This window comes from Pseudomonas sp. W22_MBD1_FP4 (genome assembly GCF_052113765.1).
In the GTDB taxonomy this organism is placed as follows: domain Bacteria; phylum Pseudomonadota; class Gammaproteobacteria; order Pseudomonadales; family Pseudomonadaceae; genus Aquipseudomonas; species Aquipseudomonas sivasensis.
Genome location: NZ_JBGQOI010000006.1, coordinates 44,377 through 65,527, shown reverse-complemented (window position 1 = coordinate 65,527; position 21,151 = coordinate 44,377). Strand labels below are relative to the sequence as shown.

Here is a 21,151-nt window from a genome sequence, read left to right as displayed (position 1 = left end):
TGCTTCAGTTGGAACAGCTTGTACTAACTGAGCGCTATCGGGAGCAAGCCCCCTCCCACAGTTGATTGGATTCCAGTCCGGCAATGTGTTGATCGTGAATGCGTAAAGTTAAAGCTGAGTAACTGACCCCCTGGAGATCAATATGTGGGAGGGGGCTTGCTCCCGATGGCGGTGGTTCAGTTGGAACAGCTTGTACTGACTCAGCGCTATCGGGAGCAAGTCCCTTCCCACAGTTGAGTGGATTCCAGTCCGGCAATGTGTTGATCGTGAATGCGTAAAGTTAAAGCTAAGTAACTGCACCCCTGAAGATCAACATGTGAAAGGGGGCTTGCTCCCGATGGCGGTGGTTCAGTTGGAACAGCTTGTACTGACTCGGCGCTATCGGGAGCAAGCCCCCTCCCACAGTTGAGTGGATTCCAGTCCGGCAATGTGTTGATCGTGAATGCGTAAAGATAAAGCTAAGTAACTGCCCGCTGAAGATCAACATGTGGGAGGGGGCTTGCTCCCGATGGCGGTGCTTCAGTCGGAACAGCTTGTACTAACTCAGCGCTATCGGGAGCAAGCCCCCTCCCACAGTTGATTACCAGCGATCTTCAGCTCCGGGCAAAAGCCACGGCTTTTTCGAACTGTTCCGGGGTCGGCCGCACGCCCGTGTAGAGCACAAACTGCTCCAGCGCCTGGATTGCAATCACTTCCAGCCCAGTAATGACGCGCTTACCTTGGGCCCGTCCACGCACGATCAAGGGCGTTTCGGCGGGAATCGCCACCACGTCGAAAACAGTCTCGGCGTTATCAACCGCATCCGCTTCAAACGCCAACGCATCTGCCTCGGCGCCGCCGGTCATGCCAATCGGTGTCACGTTGACCAGCATATGCGGGCGCAGGTCGCCCAGTTCAGCCAGCCACTCATACCCCAGGCTCTGCGCCAGCGCCTTGCCCGCTGCTTCATTGCGCGCCACGATTACGCCATTGGCATAACCGCCGTCACGCAAGGCGCTGGCCACGGCCTTGGCCATACCGCCGCTGCCGCGCAGGGCGAACGTGGAGTCTTTGGGCACATCGTGCTTTTTCAGCAATTGCTCGATGGCGATGTAATCCGTGTTGTAAGCCTTCAGATGCCCGCCGGTATTGACGATGGTGTTGAGGGAGGCGATGGCCTGAACCGAATCGTCGAGTTCGTCCACCAAGGCAATAGCGGCCTCCTTGAACGGCATCGACACCCCGCAACCGCGAATGCCCAACGCCCGGATACCGCCTATCGCTCCCGATAAATCTTGGCTGCTGAACGCCTTATAGTAGAAATTCAGACCCAGCTGTTCGTACAGGTGGTTATGAAAACGCAGGCCAAAATTCCCGGGGCGGGCCGACAATGACATGCACAGCTGGGTGTCCTTGTTGGGGTGCATCTGCATGGATAACTCCTTTGAGTAAGCAAATCGGTACAGACCTTACACAACCTTTACCTAGCGGCCGTGCTGTTTTTCAGAAATACGTTGTCTTAAAAGTATCCCCGCGACATTACTTGAGTCTATTGACTGCAGACCACAAGCGCAGGGGCCAACCGAGGAATGACCATGATTCGTAAACTCCCCAAGATCGCCTTGCTGGTAGGTGCACTCGCTATGGCCGGCCAAGCCTCCGCCCACGGTGGTGGATGGGGTGGCCCGGCCGTCTTGGGTGCACTGGTCGGCGCCGCCGTGGTGGGCTCCGTGGTTGCCAGCCAACCCCGTGAGGTCTATGTGCAGCAGCCGGTGTACGTGCAACCGCAGCCGGTGTATGCCGCGCCGCCACCGGTCTACTACGCACCGCCTCCACCTGTGTATGTGCAGCAAGAGGTGTATTACCGCCCGGCTCCCGTCTATTACGGCCCACCGCGTGGTTATTACGGCCCTCCCCACGGCTACTACCGTCACGGCTGGTAAGCCCTTATCTTCATGTTCGAAACAGGCCTCGCCCAACAAGCGAGGCCTTTTTTGTACACAACGACCGGATTTATCGTGCCAAGGTCGCTCTGAGGACAATGGCCAAGCGACAATCGCGCACTATTCAGTTCGAAAGTCTACTTGCCCGACCGGGGCTCACGCTGTCATGTTTGTGTCACGACACACTCCCACTATCGATGCAGTCCACCCAATAACAACAAGGACGACAGACCATGCCCACACAAAACCCGCACCGCACCGCTGGCCTCTGTACGTCCAGCAAGGTCTACAGCGCCCTCACGGAACTCAAGCATCTGGAAGGCCACCGCACCGCAAAATTCCTGGCGTTGCTGGCGGAAAACCTCGTGCGCAAAGGTCTGCTCAATGAGCAGGAAGTGGTGAGCATGCTCGATCAGGTGGTCGACTGACGTCTCTTGTTGATGTCGACTATTGAGCCAGGTGATTTTTCTTAAGCCGCCAGGCCCCTTAAGGTGACCCCCATAGCGATTGGAGGCCCCTTATGCCAACTGTTCAAATCATGTCTGTCATCGGCAGCGCCGTCCCCGCCCCTCTTCGGGAGCTGGGTTTGCTTGCCTGCTGGTACCTGGTACGCGACGGCGAAACCATCAGCGGCCCACTCACGTCCCTGTCCGCCGCCGAAAAACAACTGCAAAACGCCTCGAATTTCCGGCTCCACGCCTGAGACTTATGGCAATGGCAGCTTGACCCGAGGCTTACTTTCGACAAACAGCGCCCAACTGGACATGAACAGCGCCGCCACCAGCGGCCCGATCACAAACCCGTTGAGGCCAAACACCGATAAGCCGCCCAGCGTCGAGATCAGGATCAGGTAGTCCGGCATCCTGGTGTCTTTGCCCACCAGGATCGGGCGCAGCACGTTGTCCACCAGCCCAATCACAAACACGCCAAACAAGCTCAACACGATGCCCTGCCAAATCGAACCGCTCAGCAGGAAGTAGGCGGCCACAGGCCCCCACACAATCCCCGCGCCCACCGCTGGCAGCAACGACAGAAACGCCATCAATACCGCCCAGAGCAACGCACTGGGAATGTCCAGGAACCAGAAAATCAAACCTCCCAGTGCCCCTTGAGTCACGGCCACCAACACGTTGCCCTTGACCGTGGCACGCACCACCCGATTGAACTTCAGCTGCAACCGGCGCTTCTGCGGCTCGGCGAGCGGCACTGCCGTGCGCACTTTGCGCACCAGTTCCGGACCGTCGCGCAGCAGGAAAAACAGCAGATACAGCATGATGAAAAAACTCACCAGGAAATCAAACGTTCCCTGCCCAAAGCTGAACGCCTGGGACGCGAAGAACTGGCTGCCCTGCATCGCGCTCTTGACGATATTCTCACGCAGCCCCTCAAGGTTACCCATGCCAAAGCGGTCCAGCAGGTGCTGGAAGTAAGGCGGCAGGAAGTGCTTGAACTGCTCGATATAACCGGCCACGTCGAGCTTGCCACTCTCGATGTTTTTGTAGAGCGTCGCGCCCTCTTGCACGAGCAAGGCGCTGGTGATGATCACCGGCAGGATCGCGATCACCAGGCACACCATCAAGGTACTCAGGGATGTAAGGTTGCGGTTCCAGCCGAACCGCTGCTGCAGGCGGCGCTGCATGGGGGCAAAGATGATGCCGAGGATCACGGCCCAAAACACCGCACCGTAGAACGGCAGCAATATCCAGATAAAGGCGATGGTCACCAGGACCAGCAGCAGCAACAGGGTTTTGAATTGCAGGTTGGTTTGATTCATGTTCGATCCATGTCAAAAAAGCAGGGCGCGCGTTTGCGTCCCGGTGCTTAGTCCCCCGCAACTCCTGGGAGTGCCATCTTTGTTGAGGTAAGCGTAGACCCAGATCAATAAAGCCTTGCGCCGCTTCAACTACCCTCGCGCCTTTTTGCGACCCAAGCCCATGCCTCCTATCATCGCCCCCGAACTGCTCGCCCCCGCCGGCACCCTGAAAAACATGCGCTACGCCTTCGCCTACGGCGCCGATGCGGTGTACGCCGGCCAGCCGCGCTACAGCCTGCGCGTGCGCAACAACGAATTCGACCACGCCAACCTGGCCCTCGGCATTGACGAGGCTCATGCACAGGGCAAGCGCTTTTACGTGGTGGTCAACATCGCGCCGCACAACGCCAAACTCAAAACCTTCCTCAAGGACTTGGCCCCGGTCATCGCCATGGGCCCGGACGCGCTGATCATGTCTGACCCTGGCCTGATCATGCTGGTACGTCGGCATTTTCCGATGATGCCGATTCACTTGTCAGTGCAGGCCAATACGGTGAACTGGGCCAGCGTGGAGTTCTGGCAGCAGCAAGGGATTTGCCGAGTGATCCTGTCGCGGGAACTGTCACTGGAAGAGATTGAAGAAATCCGCCAGCAGGTGCCGGCCATGGAGCTGGAGGTGTTTGTGCACGGCGCCCTGTGCATGGCCTATTCCGGGCGCTGTCTGCTCTCGGGCTACATGAACAAGCGCGACGCCAATCAAGGCAGTTGCACCAATGCCTGTCGCTGGAAATACCAGGCCACACCGGCGGTGGAGAACGCCACGGGGGATATCGTCCAGGAGTATCAGCCGACCCTCGGGATTGGCGCACCGACTGATCAGGTGTTCCTGTTGCAGGAGGCCAACCGTCCCGATGAGCAGATGCCCGCCTTCGAAGACGAACACGGCACCTACATCATGAACGCCAAGGACCTGCGCGCGGTGCAGCACGTAGAACGCCTGACTCACATGGGTGTGCATTCGCTGAAAATCGAAGGCCGCACCAAGTCCCACTTCTACTGCGCACGCACCACCCAGGTGTATCGGCAGGCCATTGATGATGCAGTGGCCGGTCGCGCGTTTGATCGCGGCTTGATGATTAATCTGGAGTCCCTGGCCCAACGCGGCTACACCGAGGGTTTTCTGCGCCGCCATGTGCACGATGAATACCAGAACTACCAGAACGGCAGCTCAGTATCCGAGCGCCAGCAGTTTGTGGGCGAGTTGACCGGCGAGCGCCGGGGCGACCTGGCCGAGGTCAAGGTTAAAAACCGCTTTGCCGTGGGTAATCACCTGGAGCTGATGACCCCCGCCGGCAATTTCCACTTTGACCTGGCCGACTTGCGCAACGCCAAGGGCGAAGCCATCGAGGTCGCGCCGGGGGACGGACACACAGTGTATGTGCCGCTCCCGGCCCAGATGGACTTGCGCTTCGGCTTGCTGATGCGCGACGTTTAAATCCGGAACTGCCCGACCAATTGCCCCAAACGATGCCCCAGATCCGCCAGGCTGCGAGAGGTCTGGGCGCCCAATTGGGTTTCGTCTGCCACGCTGTCCACCGCCACGGCAATCTGGTGCACGCTGCGGTTGATCTCTTCGGCCACAGCGGTCTGTTCTTCGGCGGCGCTGGCGATCTGTGCGTTCATTGAATTAATGGTGCCGATCAACTGGGCCATGGTGTCCAGGGATGCGCCAGCCTGATTGGCCTGGGCCGAAGTGCCGTCACCGGCATCGCTGGAGCGGCGCATCGCGTCCACGGCGGCGACCGTGCCTTTTTGCAGGCGGTCAATCATGCCCTGGATTTCCTGGGTGCTGGTCTGGGTGCGACTGGCGAGGGCACGTACTTCGTCGGCGACCACCGCAAAACCACGGCCGGCCTCCCCTGCCCGCGCGGCTTCAATCGCCGCGTTCAGGGCCAACAGGTTGGTCTGCTCGGCAATCGAACGGATTACGCTCAATACGCTGACAATCGACGCCACATCCTGCTGCAGGCTGTCGAGGGATACGCCGCTGCTGCGGATATCGCTCACCAGTGCATGGATCTGCGCGATGCTACCGTCCACCACCCGCTTGGCGGCCTGGCCTTCGGCGTCGGTCTGTTGCGCCGCCACGGAGGCGCCCTGGGCACTGCGCGCCACTTCTTGCGCAGCCGAGGACATCTGGTTGATCGCGGTGGCCACCTGGTCGGTCTCGTGGCGCTGGCGTTCCATGGCCTGCTCCGAGCGCTGGGCCTGGTCGGACACCTGGCTCACCAGCCCGGTCAGTTGCGCGGTCATTTCGGTGATCTGGCGCACCAGGCCGTGGATCTTGTCGACAAACCGGTTAAACGCGCCGGCCAGCTCGCCCAACTCATCCTGACTGGTGATGGCCAGGCGGCGGGTCAAGTCGCCTTCACCGGCCGCAATGTCATCAAGGTTGGCTTTCATCAGGTGCAGCGGACGCAGGATGGTATTGGCCAGCAGCATGCCCACGGCGGCAATCACCAACAGCACCACCGCGGCCACGCCAAGGATGCTCAGCAACACGCCTTCCATGCGCTTTTCTACCTTGGCCTCGACCACTGCCACCTGGGCTTCGATGCCGTCCAGGTTCACCGAGGTACCGATGACCATGTCCCACTTGGGCAGGTATTCGGTGTAGCCGAGCTTGGGCACCAGTTCGGTCTGGCCGGGTTGGGTGGAGCTGTATTGCAGGTAGTGGCTGCCGTCCTTACCGACCTTGACCAAGTCGCGGTTGACGTAGACGCCGTTGGGGTCACGGTTGTCCTTGAAACTCTTGCCCACGCCGTCGGGGCTGTTGCCCTTGAACAGGCGGATGGTCTCGGAGTCGTAGCCGAAGAAGTAACCGTCCTTGCCGTAGCGGGTGTTGGACAGCAGCTTGACCACCTCGGCGCGCGCCGCTGTGTCGCCAGGTGCGGCAGCGTCGTAAAGCGGCTTGATGGTGGTCATGGCCACTTCTACATAACTTTGCAGAGTGGCCTTGGCGTCGTTGAGCAGGCGCTGGCGGGTTTCATCCACCTCGTTGCGCGCCTGCCCCTGGAGGATCCATACGGTGGTCAGGCTGATCACCACGGCAAACAGCAGCACCGGCACGATCGCGAGGGACAGTACTTTGGCCTTCAAATTCAGACGCATGGCTTTTCTCTCTTATTAGGCGACTTGAGAGGTTATCGACCAACGTCAATGAATCTGTAGATCAGAGCGTCATCGCCGCAAACCAGCCAAATGCCAGCAACGGGATGTTGTAGTGCAGGAATGTCGGCACCACGGTGTCCCAGATATGGTGATGCTGCCCGTCGATATTCAGGCCGGAGGTCGGACCGAGTGTTGAGTCCGACGCCGGTGAACCGGCGTCGCCCAGCGCCCCCGCCGTACCGACGATGCACACGATGGCCATCGGGCTGAAGCCCAACTGCACACACAGCGGCACAAAAATCGCGGCAAGGATCGGCACCGTGGAAAACGACGAGCCGATGCCCATGGTCACCAACAGGCCCACCAGCAACATCAACAACGCACCGACCCCACGGCTGTGGCCGATGAACGCCGCCGAGGTTTCCACCAGCGAGCGCACGTCGCCGGTGGCCTTGAGCACCTCGGCAAAGCCTGAGGACGCAATCATGATGAAGCCGATCATAGCCATCATCTTCATGCCTTCGGTGAACAGGTCGTCGGTGTCGCGCCAGCGCACAATCCCCGACACCGAGAAGATAAGGAAGCCAGCCAAAGCGCCGATGATCATCGAGTCCAGCCACAGTTGAATGATGAACGCCGAGGCAATCGCCACGCCGGCCACCATCAGGGTCAGCGGGTTGTACTGCACCGCCACTTGCTCGACCCGCTCGATTTTTTCCAGGTCATACACGCGCTTTTTGCGGTAGCTGATAAACACCGCCACCAACAAGCCAACCACCATGCCCAGGGCGGGCAGGCTCATGGCGTGGGTCACGTTGACCTGACTGATGTCCACCCCACTGTTGGCCACATTGGCCAGCAGGATCTGGTTAAGGAAGATGTTGCCGAAGCCCACCGGCAGGAACATGTAGGGGGTGATCAGGCCGAAGGTCATCACGCAGGCAACAAGGCGGCGGTCCAGTTGCAGCTTGGTCAGCACGTACAACAGTGGCGGCACCAGCAGCGGGATAAACGCAATGTGGATCGGCAGGATGTTCTGCGATGCAATCGCGACTGCCCACAGCAGGCCGATCAACAGCCATTTGACGTGGCTGCCGCCGCTGGCTTCCTGGCGGTCGACCAGCAACAGCGCCTTGTCCGCCAGGGCGTGGGCCAGGCCTGACTTGGCAATCGCCACCGCGAAAGCGCCGAGCAATGCGTAGGACAACGCCACGGTCGCGCCGCCGCCCAAACCGCCGTTGAAGGCTTTGAGCGTGGCTTCGATGCCCAGGCCACCGGTCAACCCGCCCACCAGGGCGCCGACAATGATGGCGATGACCACATGCACGCGGGACAGGCTGAGCACCAGCATGGTACCGACCGCGGCGATGACTGCGTTAATCATGGTTACCTCAAGCAGAAACATAAAAAACAGGCATGCCTGCGCCCAGGTGGCCATTGGCTGGCGACCCGCGTGCAGGCTTTAAGGAGGTCTTATTAGAGGGCGCGCACTTTGCAGCAGGTAGGGCTACATGTCAAAAAACGACACCGATTTCAGATTTAAATTGATTGTTTGAATAAAGAAGCCTTCACAGCGGCCGATAAACTGACTCTATGTGCTTTCAGGTTAAGGATGTCCCGATGTCGCTCAGGCAGCTCTCCATTCAATGGAAAATCACCCTGCTCGCCGGTCTTTGCCTGCTAGGGATCGTGACCCTACTGGTGGGTTTGTCGCTGTATCGCATGGCGCAAAGCTCGGAGCAGGTCCAGGCGTCCAGCATGCAGATGCTCAACACCTCCGCCCAGGCACGCATCGAAGCCCAGGGCGAAGCGCAGGCGCTGGGTATTCGTCGCCAGTTCATGGATGCCTACCAATACGGCCACGGTTTTTCCCGTCAGGTCCTGTTCCTGCGCGAACAGGCCGAAAAGCGCTTCCTCGATGCCTTCGACACCCGCGAAGACCTGACCCGCCAGGTCAAGGCCGCGCTGCAGGCCAACCCGGACTTGCTGGGTTTGTCCCTGGTGTTTGAAGCCAACGCGCTGGACGGCAAGGACGAGTTGTTCGCCGATCAGGCGGAGCTGGGCAGTAACAACAAGGGCCGCTTCGCCCTGTACTGGTCTCAGCCGACTCCGGGCACACTCACCTCGATGGCGCTGCCTGAAAGCGACATGGCCGACACCAGCATCGGCCCCAGCGGTGAACCGGCAAACGCCTGGTTCACCTGCCCACGCACCACCCTCAAGCCATGCGTGATCGAACCCTACTTTTATATGATCAACGGCCAGAACGTGCTGATGACTAGCATCGTGTTCCCGCTGATGGTCAACGGCAAAGTCATCGCGTCGCTGTCGGTGGACATCAACCTCAACAGCCTCCAGGCCGTGAGCCAACAGGCCAGCAAAAAACTGTACGACGGCCAGACCCAGGTGAGCATCCTCAGCTCCACCGGTTTGCTCGCCGGCTACAGTGCGGATGCCACTCAATTAAGCAAACGCCTGGATCAAGTCGACACCGTCAGCGGCCCTAAAGTGCTCAGTGCATTGGCCAGCGGCCCACAGATCCGCAGCCTGCGCACCGACCTTCAGCTCAAGGTGCTGGCGCCGTTCGCGCCGATCCCCGACGGCAAGCTGTGGGGCGTATTGCTGGATGTGCCGGAAAAAGTCTTGGTCGGCCCAGCCGAAGCACTGAAGGCGCAATTGGATGCCGACAACGCGCGTGGCACGTTGCTGGAACTGGGCCTGGGCCTGCTGGCCGCGGTGATCGGTCTGATCCTGGTATGGCTGATGGCCCGCAGCGTGACGCGACCGATCCTCGGCGTGGCACACATGCTCGAAGACATCGCCAGCGGCGAAGGCGACCTGACACGTCGCCTGGCCTACGACAAGAAGGATGAATTGGGGCAGCTCGCGGGCTGGTTCAACCGTTTCCTCGACAAGCTGCAGCCGATCATTGCCGAAGTGAAACGCTCGGTGCAGGACGCTCGTGGCACCGCCGACCAATCCGCCGCGATTGCCACGCAGACCAGCGCCGGCATGGAACAGCAGTACCGCCAGGTCGACCAGGTGGCTACCGCCTCCCACGAAATGAGTGCTACCGCCCAGGACGTCGCACGCAGCGCGGCCCAGGCCGCGCAAGCCGCACGCGATGCCGACCAGGCCACCCGCGACGGCCTGACCGTGATCGACCAAACCACCACCAACATCGGCCACCTGGCGGCGGATATGAGCACGGCCATGGCCCAGGTCGAAGGCCTGGCCGCCAATAGCGAGAAAATCGGCTCGGTGCTTGAAGTGATTCGCGGCATTGCCGAGCAGACCAACCTGCTGGCGCTCAACGCAGCCATCGAAGCCGCCCGCGCCGGTGAGGCTGGTCGTGGCTTTGCGGTGGTGGCGGATGAAGTGCGCAACCTTGCGCGGCGCACCCAGGAATCGGTGGAAGAAACCCGCCTGGTGATTGAGCAACTGCAAAGCGGCACCGAGGATGTAGTCGGTTCCATGGGCAACAGTTTTCGCCAGGCGCAGGGCAGTGTCGAACAGGTCGGCCAAGCCGTGACGGCCCTGCGCCAGATTGGCGATGCGGTCACAGTGATCAGCGACATGAACCTGCAGATCGCCAGCGCCGCCGAAGAGCAAAGCGCGGTGGCCGAGGAGATCAACAACAACGTGGCAACCATTCGCGATGTGACCGAGTCGTTGTCGGAACAAGCCAATGAATCGGCGCGGGTGAGCCAGGCGTTGAACAGCCTGGCGAATCAGCAACAGGGGTTGATGGACCAGTTCCGCGTCTGAGGGTTGAAGGGGGTCAAATGTGGGAGGGAGCCGGTCGAATCGTCGCACCGCCCCTTCCACAGGGCAATTCGATCAGCACCTTGAGCCCGCCCAGCTCGCTTTCCTGCAACTGCAACACCCCGCCCCACACCTCGACGATATCCCGCACGATCCCCAGCCCCAAACCATGGCCATCAATCTGCTCATCCAGGCGTGTGCCACGGCTGAATACCTGATCGCGCTGGGTTTCGGGGATACCGGGGCCGTCATCCTCAACCACCAGCAGGTAGCTGTTGGCGGTTTCACTGATATTCAGCCGCACATCGGCATCCGCCCATTTGCAGGCGTTGTCCAGCAGGTTGCCGAGCAGTTCCAATAGGTCTTCCCGGTCCCAAGGCAATTGCAAGCCTGGGGCCGCGTGGTAACTGAGGTCCAGGTGCTCGCCATGGACCATGTTCAGGGTGGCCAGCAAACCGGGCAGTTCTTTTTCACAGTCGAACAAGGCGCCCGGCAAGGTTTCGCCGGCCAGGCGTGCGCGGTTGAGCTCACGGTTGAGGCGCTGTTGAACCTGCTCCAACTGCTCACGCAAGAGTTTGCTCAGTTTAGGGTGATCCTTGAGCGCCTCGCTCGACGCAGCGCTCAACAGCACCGCCAGCGGGGTTTTGAGGGCATGGCCCAGGTTGCCGAGGGCATTGCGTGAGCGCTTGAGGCTGTCTTCGGTGTGGGCCAGCAGGTGGTTGATCTGCGCCACCAGCGGCTCCAGCTCCAACGGCACTTGGGTGTCGAGTTGCGAGCGCTGGCCCTGCTGCAATTGGGCGATCTGGTTGCGGGCGGTTTCCAGCGGGCGCAAGGCGCGACGTACGGTGACCCGCTGCAGGATCAATACCAGCAGCAACGCCGCCAACCCCAGCACCAGACCGATCTGACGCATCAGCCGGAAGCTTTCCCGCACGGGTGTGTAGTCCTGAGCCACGCTGATGGAAATTGATTGGCCAAAGCGTTTGTAGTCCGAGCGCAATACCAGCAACTGCTGGCCTTCCGGGCCCAGTTGCAGGTTGCCCTTGAGCCCCACTTCGGGCAGTCGGGGCAACTCCTGATCCCACAGCGAACGGGAACGCCAATGGGTGTCAGCAAAATCGATACGGAAGTAATGCCCGGAAAACGGCCGCTGATAGGCCGGCGAGAGGCGCTGCTCATCCAACTGTACGCCGTTGGGCCCGCGCACCAGCGCCACCAACAGGTTTTCAGCGTCGTTGCGCAACCCCGCTTCCAGGTAGCGCTGCAAACCGGCTTCGAACAACCACAGACTGGTTTGCGCCAACACCAGGCCGACGATCACCATCACACTGATCAACCCCAGGCTGAGGCGGCGTTGAATCGACTTCATGCAGGGCTGGCGCCAAAGCGGTAACCCTGGCCGCGCCGGGTTTCGATCACGCTGCGCCCCAATTTGCGGCGCAGGTGATTGACGTGGACTTCCAGTACGTTGGAATCGCGCTCTGTCTCGCCGTCATACAAGTGCTCAGCCAGGTGGCTTTTCGACAGGATCTGTTCGGGGTGCAGCATGAAGTAGCGCAACAGGCGGAATTCGGCGGCGGTCAGTTGGATCTCGTCACCGTCGCGCAGTACGCATTGGCGACCTTCGTCCAGGTGCAGCCCGGCGGCCTGCAAGGTGGGCTGGTTGGCCTGGCCGTGGGAACGGCGCAACAGCGCCTGGATGCGCAGGTGCAGTTCTTCGGGGTGAAAGGGTTTACTCAGGTAGTCGTCGGCACCGGCCTTGAGCCCTTCGATCCGTTCTGCCCACGAATCGCGGGCGGTAAGAACGAGCACCGGAGTGGCCAACGCGGCTGCACGCCATTGCGCCAGCACCTCAAGGCCGGGTAAACCGGGCAGGCCGAGGTCGAGGATGATCAGGTCGTAGGGTTCGCTGCGGCCCTGGTAAGCAGCGTCGCGGCCGTCGGCCAGCCAGTCGACGGCATAGCCCTGGCGCTGTAGGCCGGCCAACAATTCATCGGCCAGGGGTACGTTGTCTTCCACCAGGAGCAGGCGCATCAGTCTTCCTCGTCTTTGATCAGTACACCGTTGGTGGCGTCGAGTTTAATCTCACGTACCACACCTTCGGTGGTCACCAACTCCACTTCGTAGGCATATTGGCCGTGTTTTTTCTCAAGCTCGGCTTCCAGCAAACGGGAGCCGGGATACCGCGCCATGGCCTGCTGCAACAGTTGCTCCAGCGGCAGGATCACCCCCTGCTGGCGCAGCGCGAGGGCTTCGTCCTGGTTGAGATCGCGGGCCTGCAAACCTGAGCAGAACACCACCAGCACCAACGCCACTCGACTGCCGGCGCGTAAATTTACCTTCATTACGTATCCTGATGATTCTTGAGAACCTGCCCGGTGAGCGCGTCCAATTCAACATCCCATTCAATGCCGTGGCGATCTTCCAACTCAACCTCGTAGACGTACTTGCCATACGCCTCGTCCAGATCGGTGTCCAGCAGCGTCGAACCGGGGTGCAGGGCCAGGGCCGTGGCTTCCAGTTGGTCAAAGGCGACAATTGTAACAGTGGCGGGCACGGTCAGTGGCTTGTCGGGGTCCACGGCTCCGGCCTGGGACGCCGCGGAGGCGATGATAGCGGCGGCGACCAGAGCAGTGAGGCGTTTCATGATAAGTCTCCATAACACGAAGTTAGTCCTACGCCAGCCACGGTATATGCCGCAACTTAACTGAAACTGAATTGCCACCATGGCAATTTCGGGAAAGGCCTTTTCCCACAACCCGCGAGATTTCCTATACTGCCCCGCTCGCTTCAACAGAGACCGGTATGACAGCCATTCACATCAAGTTTCCCGCCCTGACCCTCAAGGCCGGCACGCGCGCCCTCGCCCGCATCCGCGAACAAGGCCTTAAGCCTGCCGACGTAGGCATCCTCCCCGGTGCGGCTGGCGGCCCCAAGGCTTTGGGCATCCAGGGCCTGGACTTGGCGCTGTTCGGCGACTGGCTGCCCCGCGCACCACGGGAGCGGGCGCTGATAGGCGCATCCATCGGTTCCTGGCGCTTTGCCAGCGCCTGCCTGCCCAACCCGGTGCAAGGCCTGCTGGATCTCGGCCGCTTGTACAACGAGCAGCGCTTTGCCAAAGGCGTGACCATGGCCGAGGTCACCCAGAGCTGCCAGCGCATGCTCGACGACCTACTGGCCGGCCGCGATGCACGCGTACTGGACAATCCCGACTATCGCCTGAATATCATGGTGGTCAAAAGCCACGGCCTGCTTGCCGACGACCATCGCGGGCGCCTGGGTCTGGGCCTGTCAACGGTGATCGCCGACAACCTGCGCGGCCGCGCGCGGCTGTCGCGGCATTTCGAACGGTTGATCATCCATGACCCGCGCCAACTGCCACCGGTGCATCCACTGAAGGATTTCCCATCGCGGTTTCTTGAACTGGATGCAGGCAACCTGCGCCAGGCACTTCTGGCGTCGGGCTCGATCCCGATGGTGATGCAAGGCGTGCGCGACCTGCCCGGCGCAGGCGCTGGCACCTACCGCGACGGCGGCCTGCTGGACTACCACCTTGACCTGCCCTACCACGGCGATGACATCGTGCTGTACCCGCACTTTACCGATCGGGTGATCCCCGGCTGGTTCGACAAAGGGCTGCCATGGCGGCGCAGCAATCAGCAGGGATTGCAGGACGTGTTGCTGCTGGCGCCGTCCAAGGACTACCTGGCCCGCCTGCCCCACGGCAAACTGCCGGACCGCAGCGATTTCAAACGCTTTTTGGGCGACGACAAAAGCCGCAATAAGTACTGGCAAACCGCGATGAGCGAGAGCCAGCGGTTGGGGGATGAGTTTCTGCAACTGGCGGATAACGGAGGCCTGGGCGAGCGCTTGCAGGCGCTTTGACCCAGCGGTATGCGCGGCGCGTGATCAAGCTGTTAAACTCGCCGCCTGCCAGATACCTGACCGAGCTGAAAATACTGTGGAAATCTTCAAAGAGTTTACCTTCGAATCCGCCCACCGCCTGCCGCACGTGCCGGATGGCCACAAATGCGGGCGCCTGCATGGGCATTCGTTCAAGGTGGCGATTCACCTGAGCGGCGACCTGGATCCCCACACCGGCTGGATTCGCGACTTCTCGGAGATCAAGGCGATTTTCAAGCCACTCTATGAACGCCTCGACCACAACTACCTCAATGACATCCCAGGCCTGGAAAACCCAACCAGCGAAGTGCTGGCCAAGTGGATCTGGAATGAACTGAAACCACTGCTGCCGGAACTCAGCGCAATTCGCATCCATGAGACCTGCACCAGCGGCTGTATCTATCGCGGCGAGTAAGCCAGCGATGTGAAAAAACCACCCATGCGGTGGTTTTTTTGTGGCTGCCTCACTTACAGCCACGCTTCCCGACGGTAAGGAGCACTTGCGCCGACGGCCGGACTCAAGCCCTGCGATCACACACGCTGTCCGACTGATCCATTTTGTATCACCCCCTGCACTGCTTTCGTGCCCGACTGGGCACAGCGAACATTCTTTTCTGCGCGTCGCCCCTGTTTGGCTATAAATACTGTGCACCGTGCACAGCCGCCGCCGTGCGCCCGTCACTGCTTCGGATTTGGCACGCGCGGTGCAATAGGCCTCGTCACTCATTCAGGGAGCAAGGCACATGACGCAGCAAGAAACGGGCAATGATTACCCTTTAAGCGAAGTCCCCATGCATGCGCGCAAGGGCCTGGCGTCAACCGCCATGGTGCTGTTGGGCTTTACGTTTTTTACCGCGACCATGTTTGCCGGCGGCAAGCTGGGAGTAGCGTTCAGCTTCACCGACATGCTCGGCGTGGTGGCCCTGGGTAACCTGCTGCTGGGTATTTACGCCGCAGGCCTGGGCTACATTGCCTTCAAGAGTGGTTTGAACTCGGTGCTGATGGGGCGATTCTGCTTCGGCGAAGTGGGCAGCAAACTCAGCGACTTGATCCTCGGTTTCACCCAAATCGGCTGGTACGCCTGGGGCACCGCCACTGCTGCCGTGGTGCTGGGTAAATATTTCGAGCTGAGCCAGGGCAGTGTGCTGGCCTTGATGGTGCTGTTCGGCCTGGTGTTCTGCGCGACAGCCTACGTGGGCTATCGCGGGTTGGAGATTTTGTCCTACATCGCGGTGCCGGCCATGGGCCTGTTGCTGTTTTTGTCGATGTGGGTCGCCACGATGAAAATCGGCGGGCTGGACGGGTTGCTGGCGGTGGTGCCGACCGCTGAACTGGACTTGTCGACGGCAATCACCCTGGTGTTCGGCACCTTTGTCAGTGGCGCGACCCAGGCCACCAACTGGACGCGGTTTTCACGCTCAGCCAGGGTGGCGGTGCTGGCCAGCCTGATCGGTTTCTTTATCGGCAATGGCCTGATGGTGTTGATCGGGGCCTATGGCGCCATCGTCTATCAGCAACCGGACGTGGTGGAAGTATTGCTGCTGCAAGGCTTTGCCATGGCGGCGATGGCCATGTTACTGCTCAACATTTGGAGCACTCAGGACAACACCATTTATAACTTCGCCGTGGCCGGCTGCAATCTGCTGCGCACCAAACGCCGGAAAACCGTGACCCTGGCTGGTGCGGTGATCGGCACGTTGCTGGCGCTGCTCGGCATGTACGACATGCTGGTGCCCTACCTGATCCTCCTGGGCACGGTGATCCCACCCATTGGTGGCGTCATCATGGCGGACTTCTTCTACCGCTATCGCGGCCAATACCCGCGCCTGGCTGAAGCGCGTCTGCCGGCGTTCAACTGGCCAGGGCTGGTGGCGTATGCGGTGGGCACCGTGCTGGCATTCAACTCACCCTGGGTCGCGCCGTTGGTGGGGATCGCTGCCGCGTCACTGACCTACATCGCGCTGACCGCCGTACTACGCGTGCGTGTACCGCTGGCTGACGCCCAGGCATGAGCCTGACCCTCGCCGACGTACTGGCCCTGCCCGGGCTGGAATCCATGCGCCTGCGGGCCGGTGAAGCCAGCCTGGATAACCGCGTTCGCTGGCCGTACGTGGCGGAAAACAGCGGGATCGCCGAGTGGGTACTGGGCGGCGAACTGGTGTTCGTCACCGGCATCAACCACCCACGGGATGAAGCCAATCTGCTGCAACTGCTGGACGAAGCGTGTCAGCGCCAGGTCGCCGGATTGGTGATTCTTACCGGGCCGGCATATATCCAGGCGATCCCCCAGCGTTTACTCGACGCCGCCGAAGCCGCCGGCATGCCACTGATCGAACAGCCTTATTCGTTGAAAATGGTACTGGTGACCCAGGCTATCGGCTCCGCACTGATTCAGTCCGAACAGCTGGGGCGCTCACGCCATGATGTGCTGGAGCGCTTGCTGACCGGTGACTATCAATCCCTGGATCTGCTGCTGCACCGCGCTGTGCAATTGGGCATGTCCCTGGCGGGGCATTGGCAAATTGTGCAATTGCAACTGGAAGGCAGTGAATTGCTGTTCGCCCAAGACGACGCGACGCGGGTGGAGGCGCAACTGGCCCGACAGCACGATGCAATCAGTCGCCGCTTGCGTCAGTTGTCGACCGCGCTGCCGATACTCGGGCGGGCCGGACAATGGACCCTGTTGCTACCGGCGCCGGACGCTGGCGCGGCCTCGGCCAACCGTCAGCAATTGGCCCAGTGGCTGAAGCCCCTGAACCTGCGCCTGGCACCCCTCAAGCTATTTATCGGCTTGAGCGCGGCGCGCCATCCGGCCGAGCGCCTGGCTCAAGCACAGGATGAAGCGCGCCAGGCCCTGGCCGCCGCGCGACGGTTCAGCGAGCGGGCCGGATTGTGCGTGTATGACGAATTGGGCGTGCTCAAGTTGCTCAGCGGCGTGCGTGATCGCGCCCTGCTCGACCAATTTCTCAATGAGCGCCTCGGCCCGTTGCTGCGCCACGACCTGCACCATGGCCCCAGCCTGATGCCGACCCTGGAAGCCTGGTTTCACGAGAATGGTAACCTGATGGCCGCCGCCCAGCGCCTGGCCGTACACCGCAATACCCTGACCCACCGCATCCAGCGCATCGAAGCCCTGTGCGGGCTGACGCTGGATAATTCATATGACCGCCTGGACATCGGCATTGCCCTGATGATCTGGCGGCTGTCTGCCTGATTGTTTTTAGCCAAGAGGAACTTGCTCATGCACATCATCAACGCCCGCCTGCGCAACCGTGAAGGCCTGCATGATCTGCACCTGGAAAACGGCCGGATCGCCAGCATCACCCCACAAGCGACGCCACCCGTCATGAAGGCTGGCGACCTGGATGCCGCTGGCAATCTGGTAATCCCGCCCTTCGTCGAACCCCATATCCACCTTGACGCCACTCTTACCGCTGGCGAACCACGTTGGAACATGAGCGGCACCCTGTTCGAAGGCATCGAGTGCTGGGGAGAACGCAAAGCCACCATCACCGAGGAAGACACCTGGACCCGTGCCAAGAAAACTATCCAGTCCCTTGCAGCCCACGGCATCCAGCACGTACGCACGCATGTCGACGTGACCGACCCCGACCTCACGGCGCTCAAGGCCATGCTGCAAGTGCGCGAAGAAAGCACGCACCTGATCGACCTGCAAATCGTCGCCTTCCCTCAAGAAGGCATCGAGTCGTACCGCAACGGCCGCGAGCTCATGGAAGAAGCCATCCGCCTGGGCGCCGACGTGATCGGCGGCATCCCCCACTTTGAATACACTCGCGACCAAGGCGTGAGTTCTGTGAAATTCCTGATGGACCTGGCAGAGCGCACCGGTTGCCTGGTGGACGTGCATTGCGACGAAACCGACGACCCCCATTCGCGCTTCCTCGAAGTGCTGGCCGAAGAAGCCCGCAGCCGCGGCATGGGTGCCCGCGTCACGGCCAGCCACACAACGGCCATGGGTTCCTACGACAATGCCTACTGCGCCAAGTTGTTCCGCCTGCTGGGCCACTCCGGTATCAGCTTCGTCTCGTGCCCGACCGAAAGCATCCACCTGCAAGGCCGCTTCGACAGTTTCCCGAAACGGCGAGGTGTCACGCGGGTCAACGAACTGCTCGAAGCGGGCATGAACGTGTGCTTCGGACAGGACTCCATCGTCGATCCCTGGTACCCGCTCGGCAACGGCAACATCCTGCGGGTGCTCGAAGCCGGTTTGCACATCTGCCACATGCTCGGCTACCGCAACCTGCAAAGCGCACTCGACCTGGTGACCGACAACAGCGCCAAGGCCATGGCCCTGGGGGATCGCTACGGCCTTGAGCCTGGACGCCCAGCCAATTTGTTGATCCTCTCGGCGGACAGCGACTACGAGGTGATTCGCAGCCAAGGACTACCGCTGTACTCGATTCGCAACGGCAAGGTGTTGATGAAGCGCCAGCCCGCGCAGGTGGAGTTTGTGTAAGCACGGGGATCATACGACTGAGTCGATATCCAGCGGTTGCGCCCTCCCCAGCTCGCTTGGCGTGGCGGGAGGGATACTGGCGACCTGAGGCAGTGCCTGGTTTTCACGATGACGAAACCAGCGCTTCAGGCTCGGCGGCAGCGCTGCAGAGTGGGCGTGGCTCCCGTAGATATCACGGGCATCGAGGCGACGCCAACGCAGGGTTTGCAGGCGTTCGCGACTGGTGTGCAGGCGGTCGATCTCGGCATTCAAGGGCTCGTGATATTCATAGGACCGTGCGTTGGTCGGGCGATGTCGGGTGAGTTCACGCCGCTTGTCTTGCAGTTGTTTGCGCATGGTCGCCAGGGCATGGTCGAGCAGTTCAAACTCGCGCTGGGTCACCAGAGGGCCGTTGCTATCCAAAGCTTGTTGCCAGCGCCGCAACGTCGCCCAGGCAGCAGGGATGTAGCTGGCGGTCATGAAGTGCTGTTTGTATTGCACCAGTTGCCTGATCAAACCTTCGCGGTCGGGCATGTCACCTCGCACTTGCAACGCTCGACTGTGACCAGCCTCTTCGATGGACTCACAACCAGGCTTCCACAATACCGACGAATGCGTGCCATCCGGGAGCATGATCGGCATAAAGTGCTGCTGCTCGCCATGATGTTGGTAAGGATTGCCGCCAATACGTACCAAGCCGGCTGCGAACAGCAGACCACCTGCGGTGGGCGCGCTGAATAGCGTGACGGCGCCAGGGATCCAGAGCTTGGCGGTGGTATTCATCCAGGGCGCAGGGACGCTGGGAACGGGGTCGTTGTGGTTGACGATGCGATGGTGGACCAGCGTGGATGCGCCGCGAGTGAACTCGGAGTCGGCGGCGCGGGGAGCGCCGTAGGTGTAAAGGAGGACGTTGTAATTGGCATCGGGAATTCGACGTAACCCTTCAGCCAGGAGCAACGCAATCGCGCCGCCCAGGCTGTGGCCACAAATCACAATGCGCTGGCCGGTGTGAAACTGATCAAGGTAGCGTAGTACGAAATCACGCACCGCTTGGTATGCCAGATAAAACCCTTCATGCGCCTTGCCAACACCCTCCGCGAAAAGCACCTGGTGGGCGTTGGCATCTCGCAACCCATCAGCTGAACTGGCAGTGCCTCGCACCGCTATCAGAATTACCTCATCGTGGTGAGTGATGAACGCCTGGGTATCAGTGCCGCCTTTTTCGTCATCGAAGAAATGCAAGCGCGCGGGGTGTTCCTGTTCATCCCCCAGTTCCGGGCGATTCTGTGGGTATAACGCAGGATCAAAGGGCAGGATTTCGAAGCGCCTGGAGTACGGGACTTCCTCATAGAGTGGATAGAAACGCTGTGTTTGCTCCGGATCAACCCGCCACGCTTCCTGATGCCCTGAAAGCTGCTCAGCAAATAGATTTCCGACACTTGGGTCTAGCGGAAAACGCACTTCATCCTGGGGTTTCTCCGGCGGCACCTGACCGAAGTTGCAATAACTCAGTGATGCAAACAATGCCAACTGGTACAGGTTCAAGGCACAGAAATCGTCTTGAGTGGAAAGCATTGGGCGCAAGGCTCGAAGCGGACGTACTTCAAGAACGGTGTGGTTGTTGGGGAAGAGCACGACCCCGAACAAGGCTGGCTGAGGTGGACCGAAGCCGAGGTCTGCCATCATTTTTAGGGCGTGGCGTTGGGGGCGATGGGCTGAAGGTGCTACAGGGGGTAGGTGGGCAATGTGACGAACCAAGTCGCTCACTTCGACTTGATAAAACTGATCGCCTTTATGACGCGAGTGATTACGCTCGGCTCGCTTGCCATTAGGATTTAAAAAATGCGTTTGCTCAGCTCTGACTTGAAGGTCGGTGATGGGTAATGGATATTTTTCTCGCTCCTGCAATGTCGAATAAAAGGAGCCCGTTGCCTTATATTCAGCATCGAAAACCAGCACGACAGGACCACGGCATTGCCCGTGTATACGTGCAACACCATCTCCGTTTAAATGCCCTTTGTATCCTTTCCCAGCGCTGTCAAAAACTTCATATTTGAGCCCACCATAAACTTGCCCATCGCCTGATTCATCTACTAGGCAAAAACTCAAACTGCCACCACTCAACGCACAGGCAGGCATATTTTCATTAAAAAAAGGTTGCTTCCATTGCTCCATCGTCAT

The 21,151-nt window shown here is 60.4% G+C and carries 19 protein-coding genes and 2 pseudogenes; 11 read left to right on the top strand and 10 right to left on the bottom strand.

Annotation, left to right across the window (positions count from 1 at the left end; translation table 11 throughout):
- Positions 1 to 593: 593 nt before the first annotated feature.
- Positions 594 to 1,412: a shikimate 5-dehydrogenase gene (locus ACEN2T_RS10080; protein WP_442116641.1), complete on the bottom strand. Its 819-nt coding sequence runs from the start codon at positions 1,410 to 1,412 to the stop codon at positions 594 to 596.
- Positions 1,413 to 1,568: 156 nt separating this feature from the next.
- Between ACEN2T_RS10080 and ACEN2T_RS10075 the strand changes: the two genes are divergently transcribed.
- From ACEN2T_RS10075 to ACEN2T_RS10065, 3 genes are all read left to right on the top strand, one after another.
- Positions 1,569 to 1,922, top strand: coding sequence for a hypothetical protein (locus ACEN2T_RS10075; RefSeq protein ID WP_032886686.1), 354 nt, complete (start codon positions 1,569 to 1,571; stop codon positions 1,920 to 1,922).
- Positions 1,923 to 2,155: 233 nt separating this feature from the next.
- Complete coding sequence (locus tag ACEN2T_RS10070; RefSeq protein ID WP_032886687.1) at positions 2,156 to 2,350, top strand: hypothetical protein; 195 nt, start codon at positions 2,156 to 2,158, stop codon at positions 2,348 to 2,350.
- A gap of 92 nt (positions 2,351 to 2,442) precedes the next feature.
- Positions 2,443 to 2,625: a hypothetical protein gene (locus ACEN2T_RS10065; RefSeq protein WP_032886689.1), complete on the top strand. Its 183-nt coding sequence runs from the start codon at positions 2,443 to 2,445 to the stop codon at positions 2,623 to 2,625.
- Positions 2,626 to 2,628: 3 nt separating this feature from the next.
- Here ACEN2T_RS10065 and ACEN2T_RS10060 read toward each other — a convergent pair whose 3' ends face one another.
- Positions 2,629 to 3,696, bottom strand: coding sequence for an AI-2E family transporter (locus tag ACEN2T_RS10060; RefSeq protein ID WP_032886690.1), 1,068 nt, complete (start codon positions 3,694 to 3,696; stop codon positions 2,629 to 2,631).
- A gap of 160 nt (positions 3,697 to 3,856) precedes the next feature.
- Here ACEN2T_RS10060 and trhP point away from each other — a divergent pair, with 160 nt between their 5' ends.
- Positions 3,857 to 5,170, top strand: a complete 1,314-nt coding sequence (gene trhP / locus ACEN2T_RS10055) for a prephenate-dependent tRNA uridine(34) hydroxylase TrhP (protein WP_442116640.1) — start codon at positions 3,857 to 3,859, stop codon at positions 5,168 to 5,170.
- Here the strand turns inward: trhP and ACEN2T_RS10050 are convergent.
- From ACEN2T_RS10050 to ACEN2T_RS10040, 3 genes and pseudogenes are all read right to left on the bottom strand, one after another.
- Positions 5,167 to 5,922, bottom strand: coding sequence for a methyl-accepting chemotaxis protein (locus ACEN2T_RS10050; RefSeq protein ID WP_401380624.1), 756 nt, complete (start codon positions 5,920 to 5,922; stop codon positions 5,167 to 5,169). The genes trhP and ACEN2T_RS10050 overlap by 4 nt on opposite strands.
- Before the next feature lie 102 nt (positions 5,923 to 6,024).
- Positions 6,025 to 6,846: pseudogene (locus ACEN2T_RS10045) on the bottom strand (cache domain-containing protein); the annotation flags it as partial.
- 61 nt (positions 6,847 to 6,907) lie between these two features.
- Entirely contained in the window at positions 6,908 to 8,227 is a 1,320-nt protein-coding gene (locus ACEN2T_RS10040; protein ID WP_164444902.1) for a Na+/H+ antiporter family protein, read from the bottom strand.
- Between the two features lie 212 nt (positions 8,228 to 8,439).
- Between ACEN2T_RS10040 and ACEN2T_RS10035 the strand changes: the two are divergent.
- Positions 8,440 to 9,756 (top strand): annotated as a pseudogene (locus ACEN2T_RS10035) (HAMP domain-containing protein); the annotation flags it as partial.
- 102 nt (positions 9,757 to 9,858) lie between these two features.
- Entirely contained in the window at positions 9,859 to 10,614 is a 756-nt protein-coding gene (locus ACEN2T_RS10030) for a methyl-accepting chemotaxis protein (protein WP_442116735.1), read from the top strand.
- Between the two features lie 13 nt (positions 10,615 to 10,627).
- On the opposite strand, the gene ACEN2T_RS10025 is transcribed toward ACEN2T_RS10030, so the two are convergent.
- Genes ACEN2T_RS10025 through ACEN2T_RS10010 form a run of 4 tightly spaced genes read right to left on the bottom strand, consistent with a single transcriptional unit; the run spans position 10,628 to position 13,258 of the window.
- Positions 10,628 to 11,980, bottom strand: a complete 1,353-nt coding sequence (locus ACEN2T_RS10025; protein ID WP_032886697.1) for a sensor histidine kinase — start codon at positions 11,978 to 11,980, stop codon at positions 10,628 to 10,630.
- A complete protein-coding gene (locus tag ACEN2T_RS10020; RefSeq protein WP_032886699.1) occupies positions 11,977 to 12,645 on the bottom strand; it encodes a response regulator transcription factor in 669 nt (222 codons plus the stop codon). The genes ACEN2T_RS10025 and ACEN2T_RS10020 overlap by 4 nt, the downstream gene beginning before the upstream one ends.
- The gene (locus ACEN2T_RS10015; RefSeq protein WP_032886701.1) at positions 12,645 to 12,956 is read right to left on the bottom strand and encodes a PepSY domain-containing protein; all 312 of its coding nucleotides are present in this window, start codon (positions 12,954 to 12,956) and stop codon (positions 12,645 to 12,647) included. Before ACEN2T_RS10015 ends, ACEN2T_RS10020 begins: the two co-directional genes overlap by 1 nt.
- Positions 12,956 to 13,258: a PepSY domain-containing protein gene (locus ACEN2T_RS10010; protein ID WP_032886703.1), complete on the bottom strand. Its 303-nt coding sequence runs from the start codon at positions 13,256 to 13,258 to the stop codon at positions 12,956 to 12,958. Before ACEN2T_RS10010 ends, ACEN2T_RS10015 begins: the two co-directional genes overlap by 1 nt.
- Positions 13,259 to 13,416: 158 nt before the next feature.
- On the opposite strand from ACEN2T_RS10010, the gene ACEN2T_RS10005 reads away from it, so the two are divergent.
- From ACEN2T_RS10005 to codA, 5 genes are all read left to right on the top strand, one after another.
- Positions 13,417 to 14,496, top strand: a complete 1,080-nt coding sequence (locus tag ACEN2T_RS10005) for a patatin-like phospholipase family protein (RefSeq protein ID WP_442116639.1) — start codon at positions 13,417 to 13,419, stop codon at positions 14,494 to 14,496.
- A gap of 76 nt (positions 14,497 to 14,572) precedes the next feature.
- Positions 14,573 to 14,929, top strand: a complete 357-nt coding sequence (queD, locus tag ACEN2T_RS10000; protein ID WP_003173033.1) for a 6-carboxytetrahydropterin synthase QueD — start codon at positions 14,573 to 14,575, stop codon at positions 14,927 to 14,929.
- A gap of 328 nt (positions 14,930 to 15,257) precedes the next feature.
- A complete protein-coding gene (gene codB / locus ACEN2T_RS09995; protein WP_122681507.1) occupies positions 15,258 to 16,526 on the top strand; it encodes a cytosine permease in 1,269 nt (422 codons plus the stop codon).
- Complete coding sequence (locus ACEN2T_RS09990) at positions 16,523 to 17,728, top strand: PucR family transcriptional regulator (RefSeq protein WP_095186459.1); 1,206 nt, start codon at positions 16,523 to 16,525, stop codon at positions 17,726 to 17,728. The genes codB and ACEN2T_RS09990 overlap by 4 nt, the downstream gene beginning before the upstream one ends.
- Positions 17,729 to 17,755: 27 nt before the next feature.
- Positions 17,756 to 18,991, top strand: a complete 1,236-nt coding sequence (gene codA / locus ACEN2T_RS09985; protein WP_442116638.1) for a cytosine deaminase — start codon at positions 17,756 to 17,758, stop codon at positions 18,989 to 18,991.
- A 9-nt stretch (positions 18,992 to 19,000) separates the two neighbouring features.
- On the opposite strand, the gene ACEN2T_RS09980 is transcribed toward codA, so the two are convergent.
- Positions 19,001 to 21,151 carry a lipase family protein gene (locus ACEN2T_RS09980; RefSeq protein WP_442116637.1) on the bottom strand — a complete coding sequence of 717 codons (2,151 nt, stop codon included), beginning with the start codon at positions 21,149 to 21,151 and terminating at the stop codon, positions 19,001 to 19,003.

What these genes read in the sequence shown, in the direction of transcription:
- ACEN2T_RS09990 (WP_095186459.1), top strand. Translation starts at nt 16,523, where the DNA reads ATGAGCCTGACCCTCGCCGACGTACTGGCCCTGCCCGGGCTGGAATCC.
- ACEN2T_RS10005 (WP_442116639.1), top strand. Translation starts at nt 13,417, where the DNA reads ATGACAGCCATTCACATCAAGTTTCCCGCCCTGACCCTCAAGGCCGGC.
- ACEN2T_RS10050 (WP_401380624.1), bottom strand. Translation starts at nt 5,922, where the DNA reads ATGGAACGCCAGCGCCACGAGACCGACCAGGTGGCCACCGCGATCAAC.
- ACEN2T_RS10015 (WP_032886701.1), bottom strand. Translation starts at nt 12,956, where the DNA reads ATGAAGGTAAATTTACGCGCCGGCAGTCGAGTGGCGTTGGTGCTGGTG.
- ACEN2T_RS10020 (WP_032886699.1), bottom strand. Translation starts at nt 12,645, where the DNA reads ATGCGCCTGCTCCTGGTGGAAGACAACGTACCCCTGGCCGATGAATTG.
- ACEN2T_RS10075 (WP_032886686.1), top strand. Translation starts at nt 1,569, where the DNA reads ATGACCATGATTCGTAAACTCCCCAAGATCGCCTTGCTGGTAGGTGCA.
- ACEN2T_RS10025 (WP_032886697.1), bottom strand. Translation starts at nt 11,980, where the DNA reads ATGAAGTCGATTCAACGCCGCCTCAGCCTGGGGTTGATCAGTGTGATG.
- ACEN2T_RS10080 (WP_442116641.1), bottom strand. Translation starts at nt 1,412, where the DNA reads ATGCAGATGCACCCCAACAAGGACACCCAGCTGTGCATGTCATTGTCG.
- ACEN2T_RS10065 (WP_032886689.1), top strand. Translation starts at nt 2,443, where the DNA reads ATGCCAACTGTTCAAATCATGTCTGTCATCGGCAGCGCCGTCCCCGCC.
- ACEN2T_RS09980 (WP_442116637.1), bottom strand. Translation starts at nt 21,151, where the DNA reads ATGACGATGGAGCAATGGAAGCAACCTTTTTTTAATGAAAATATGCCT.
- codB (WP_122681507.1), top strand. Translation starts at nt 15,258, where the DNA reads ATGACGCAGCAAGAAACGGGCAATGATTACCCTTTAAGCGAAGTCCCC.
- trhP (WP_442116640.1), top strand. Translation starts at nt 3,857, where the DNA reads ATGCCTCCTATCATCGCCCCCGAACTGCTCGCCCCCGCCGGCACCCTG.
- ACEN2T_RS10060 (WP_032886690.1), bottom strand. Translation starts at nt 3,696, where the DNA reads ATGAATCAAACCAACCTGCAATTCAAAACCCTGTTGCTGCTGCTGGTC.
- ACEN2T_RS10030 (WP_442116735.1), top strand. Translation starts at nt 9,859, where the DNA reads ATGGAACAGCAGTACCGCCAGGTCGACCAGGTGGCTACCGCCTCCCAC.
- ACEN2T_RS10070 (WP_032886687.1), top strand. Translation starts at nt 2,156, where the DNA reads ATGCCCACACAAAACCCGCACCGCACCGCTGGCCTCTGTACGTCCAGC.
- codA (WP_442116638.1), top strand. Translation starts at nt 17,756, where the DNA reads ATGCACATCATCAACGCCCGCCTGCGCAACCGTGAAGGCCTGCATGAT.
- ACEN2T_RS10010 (WP_032886703.1), bottom strand. Translation starts at nt 13,258, where the DNA reads ATGAAACGCCTCACTGCTCTGGTCGCCGCCGCTATCATCGCCTCCGCG.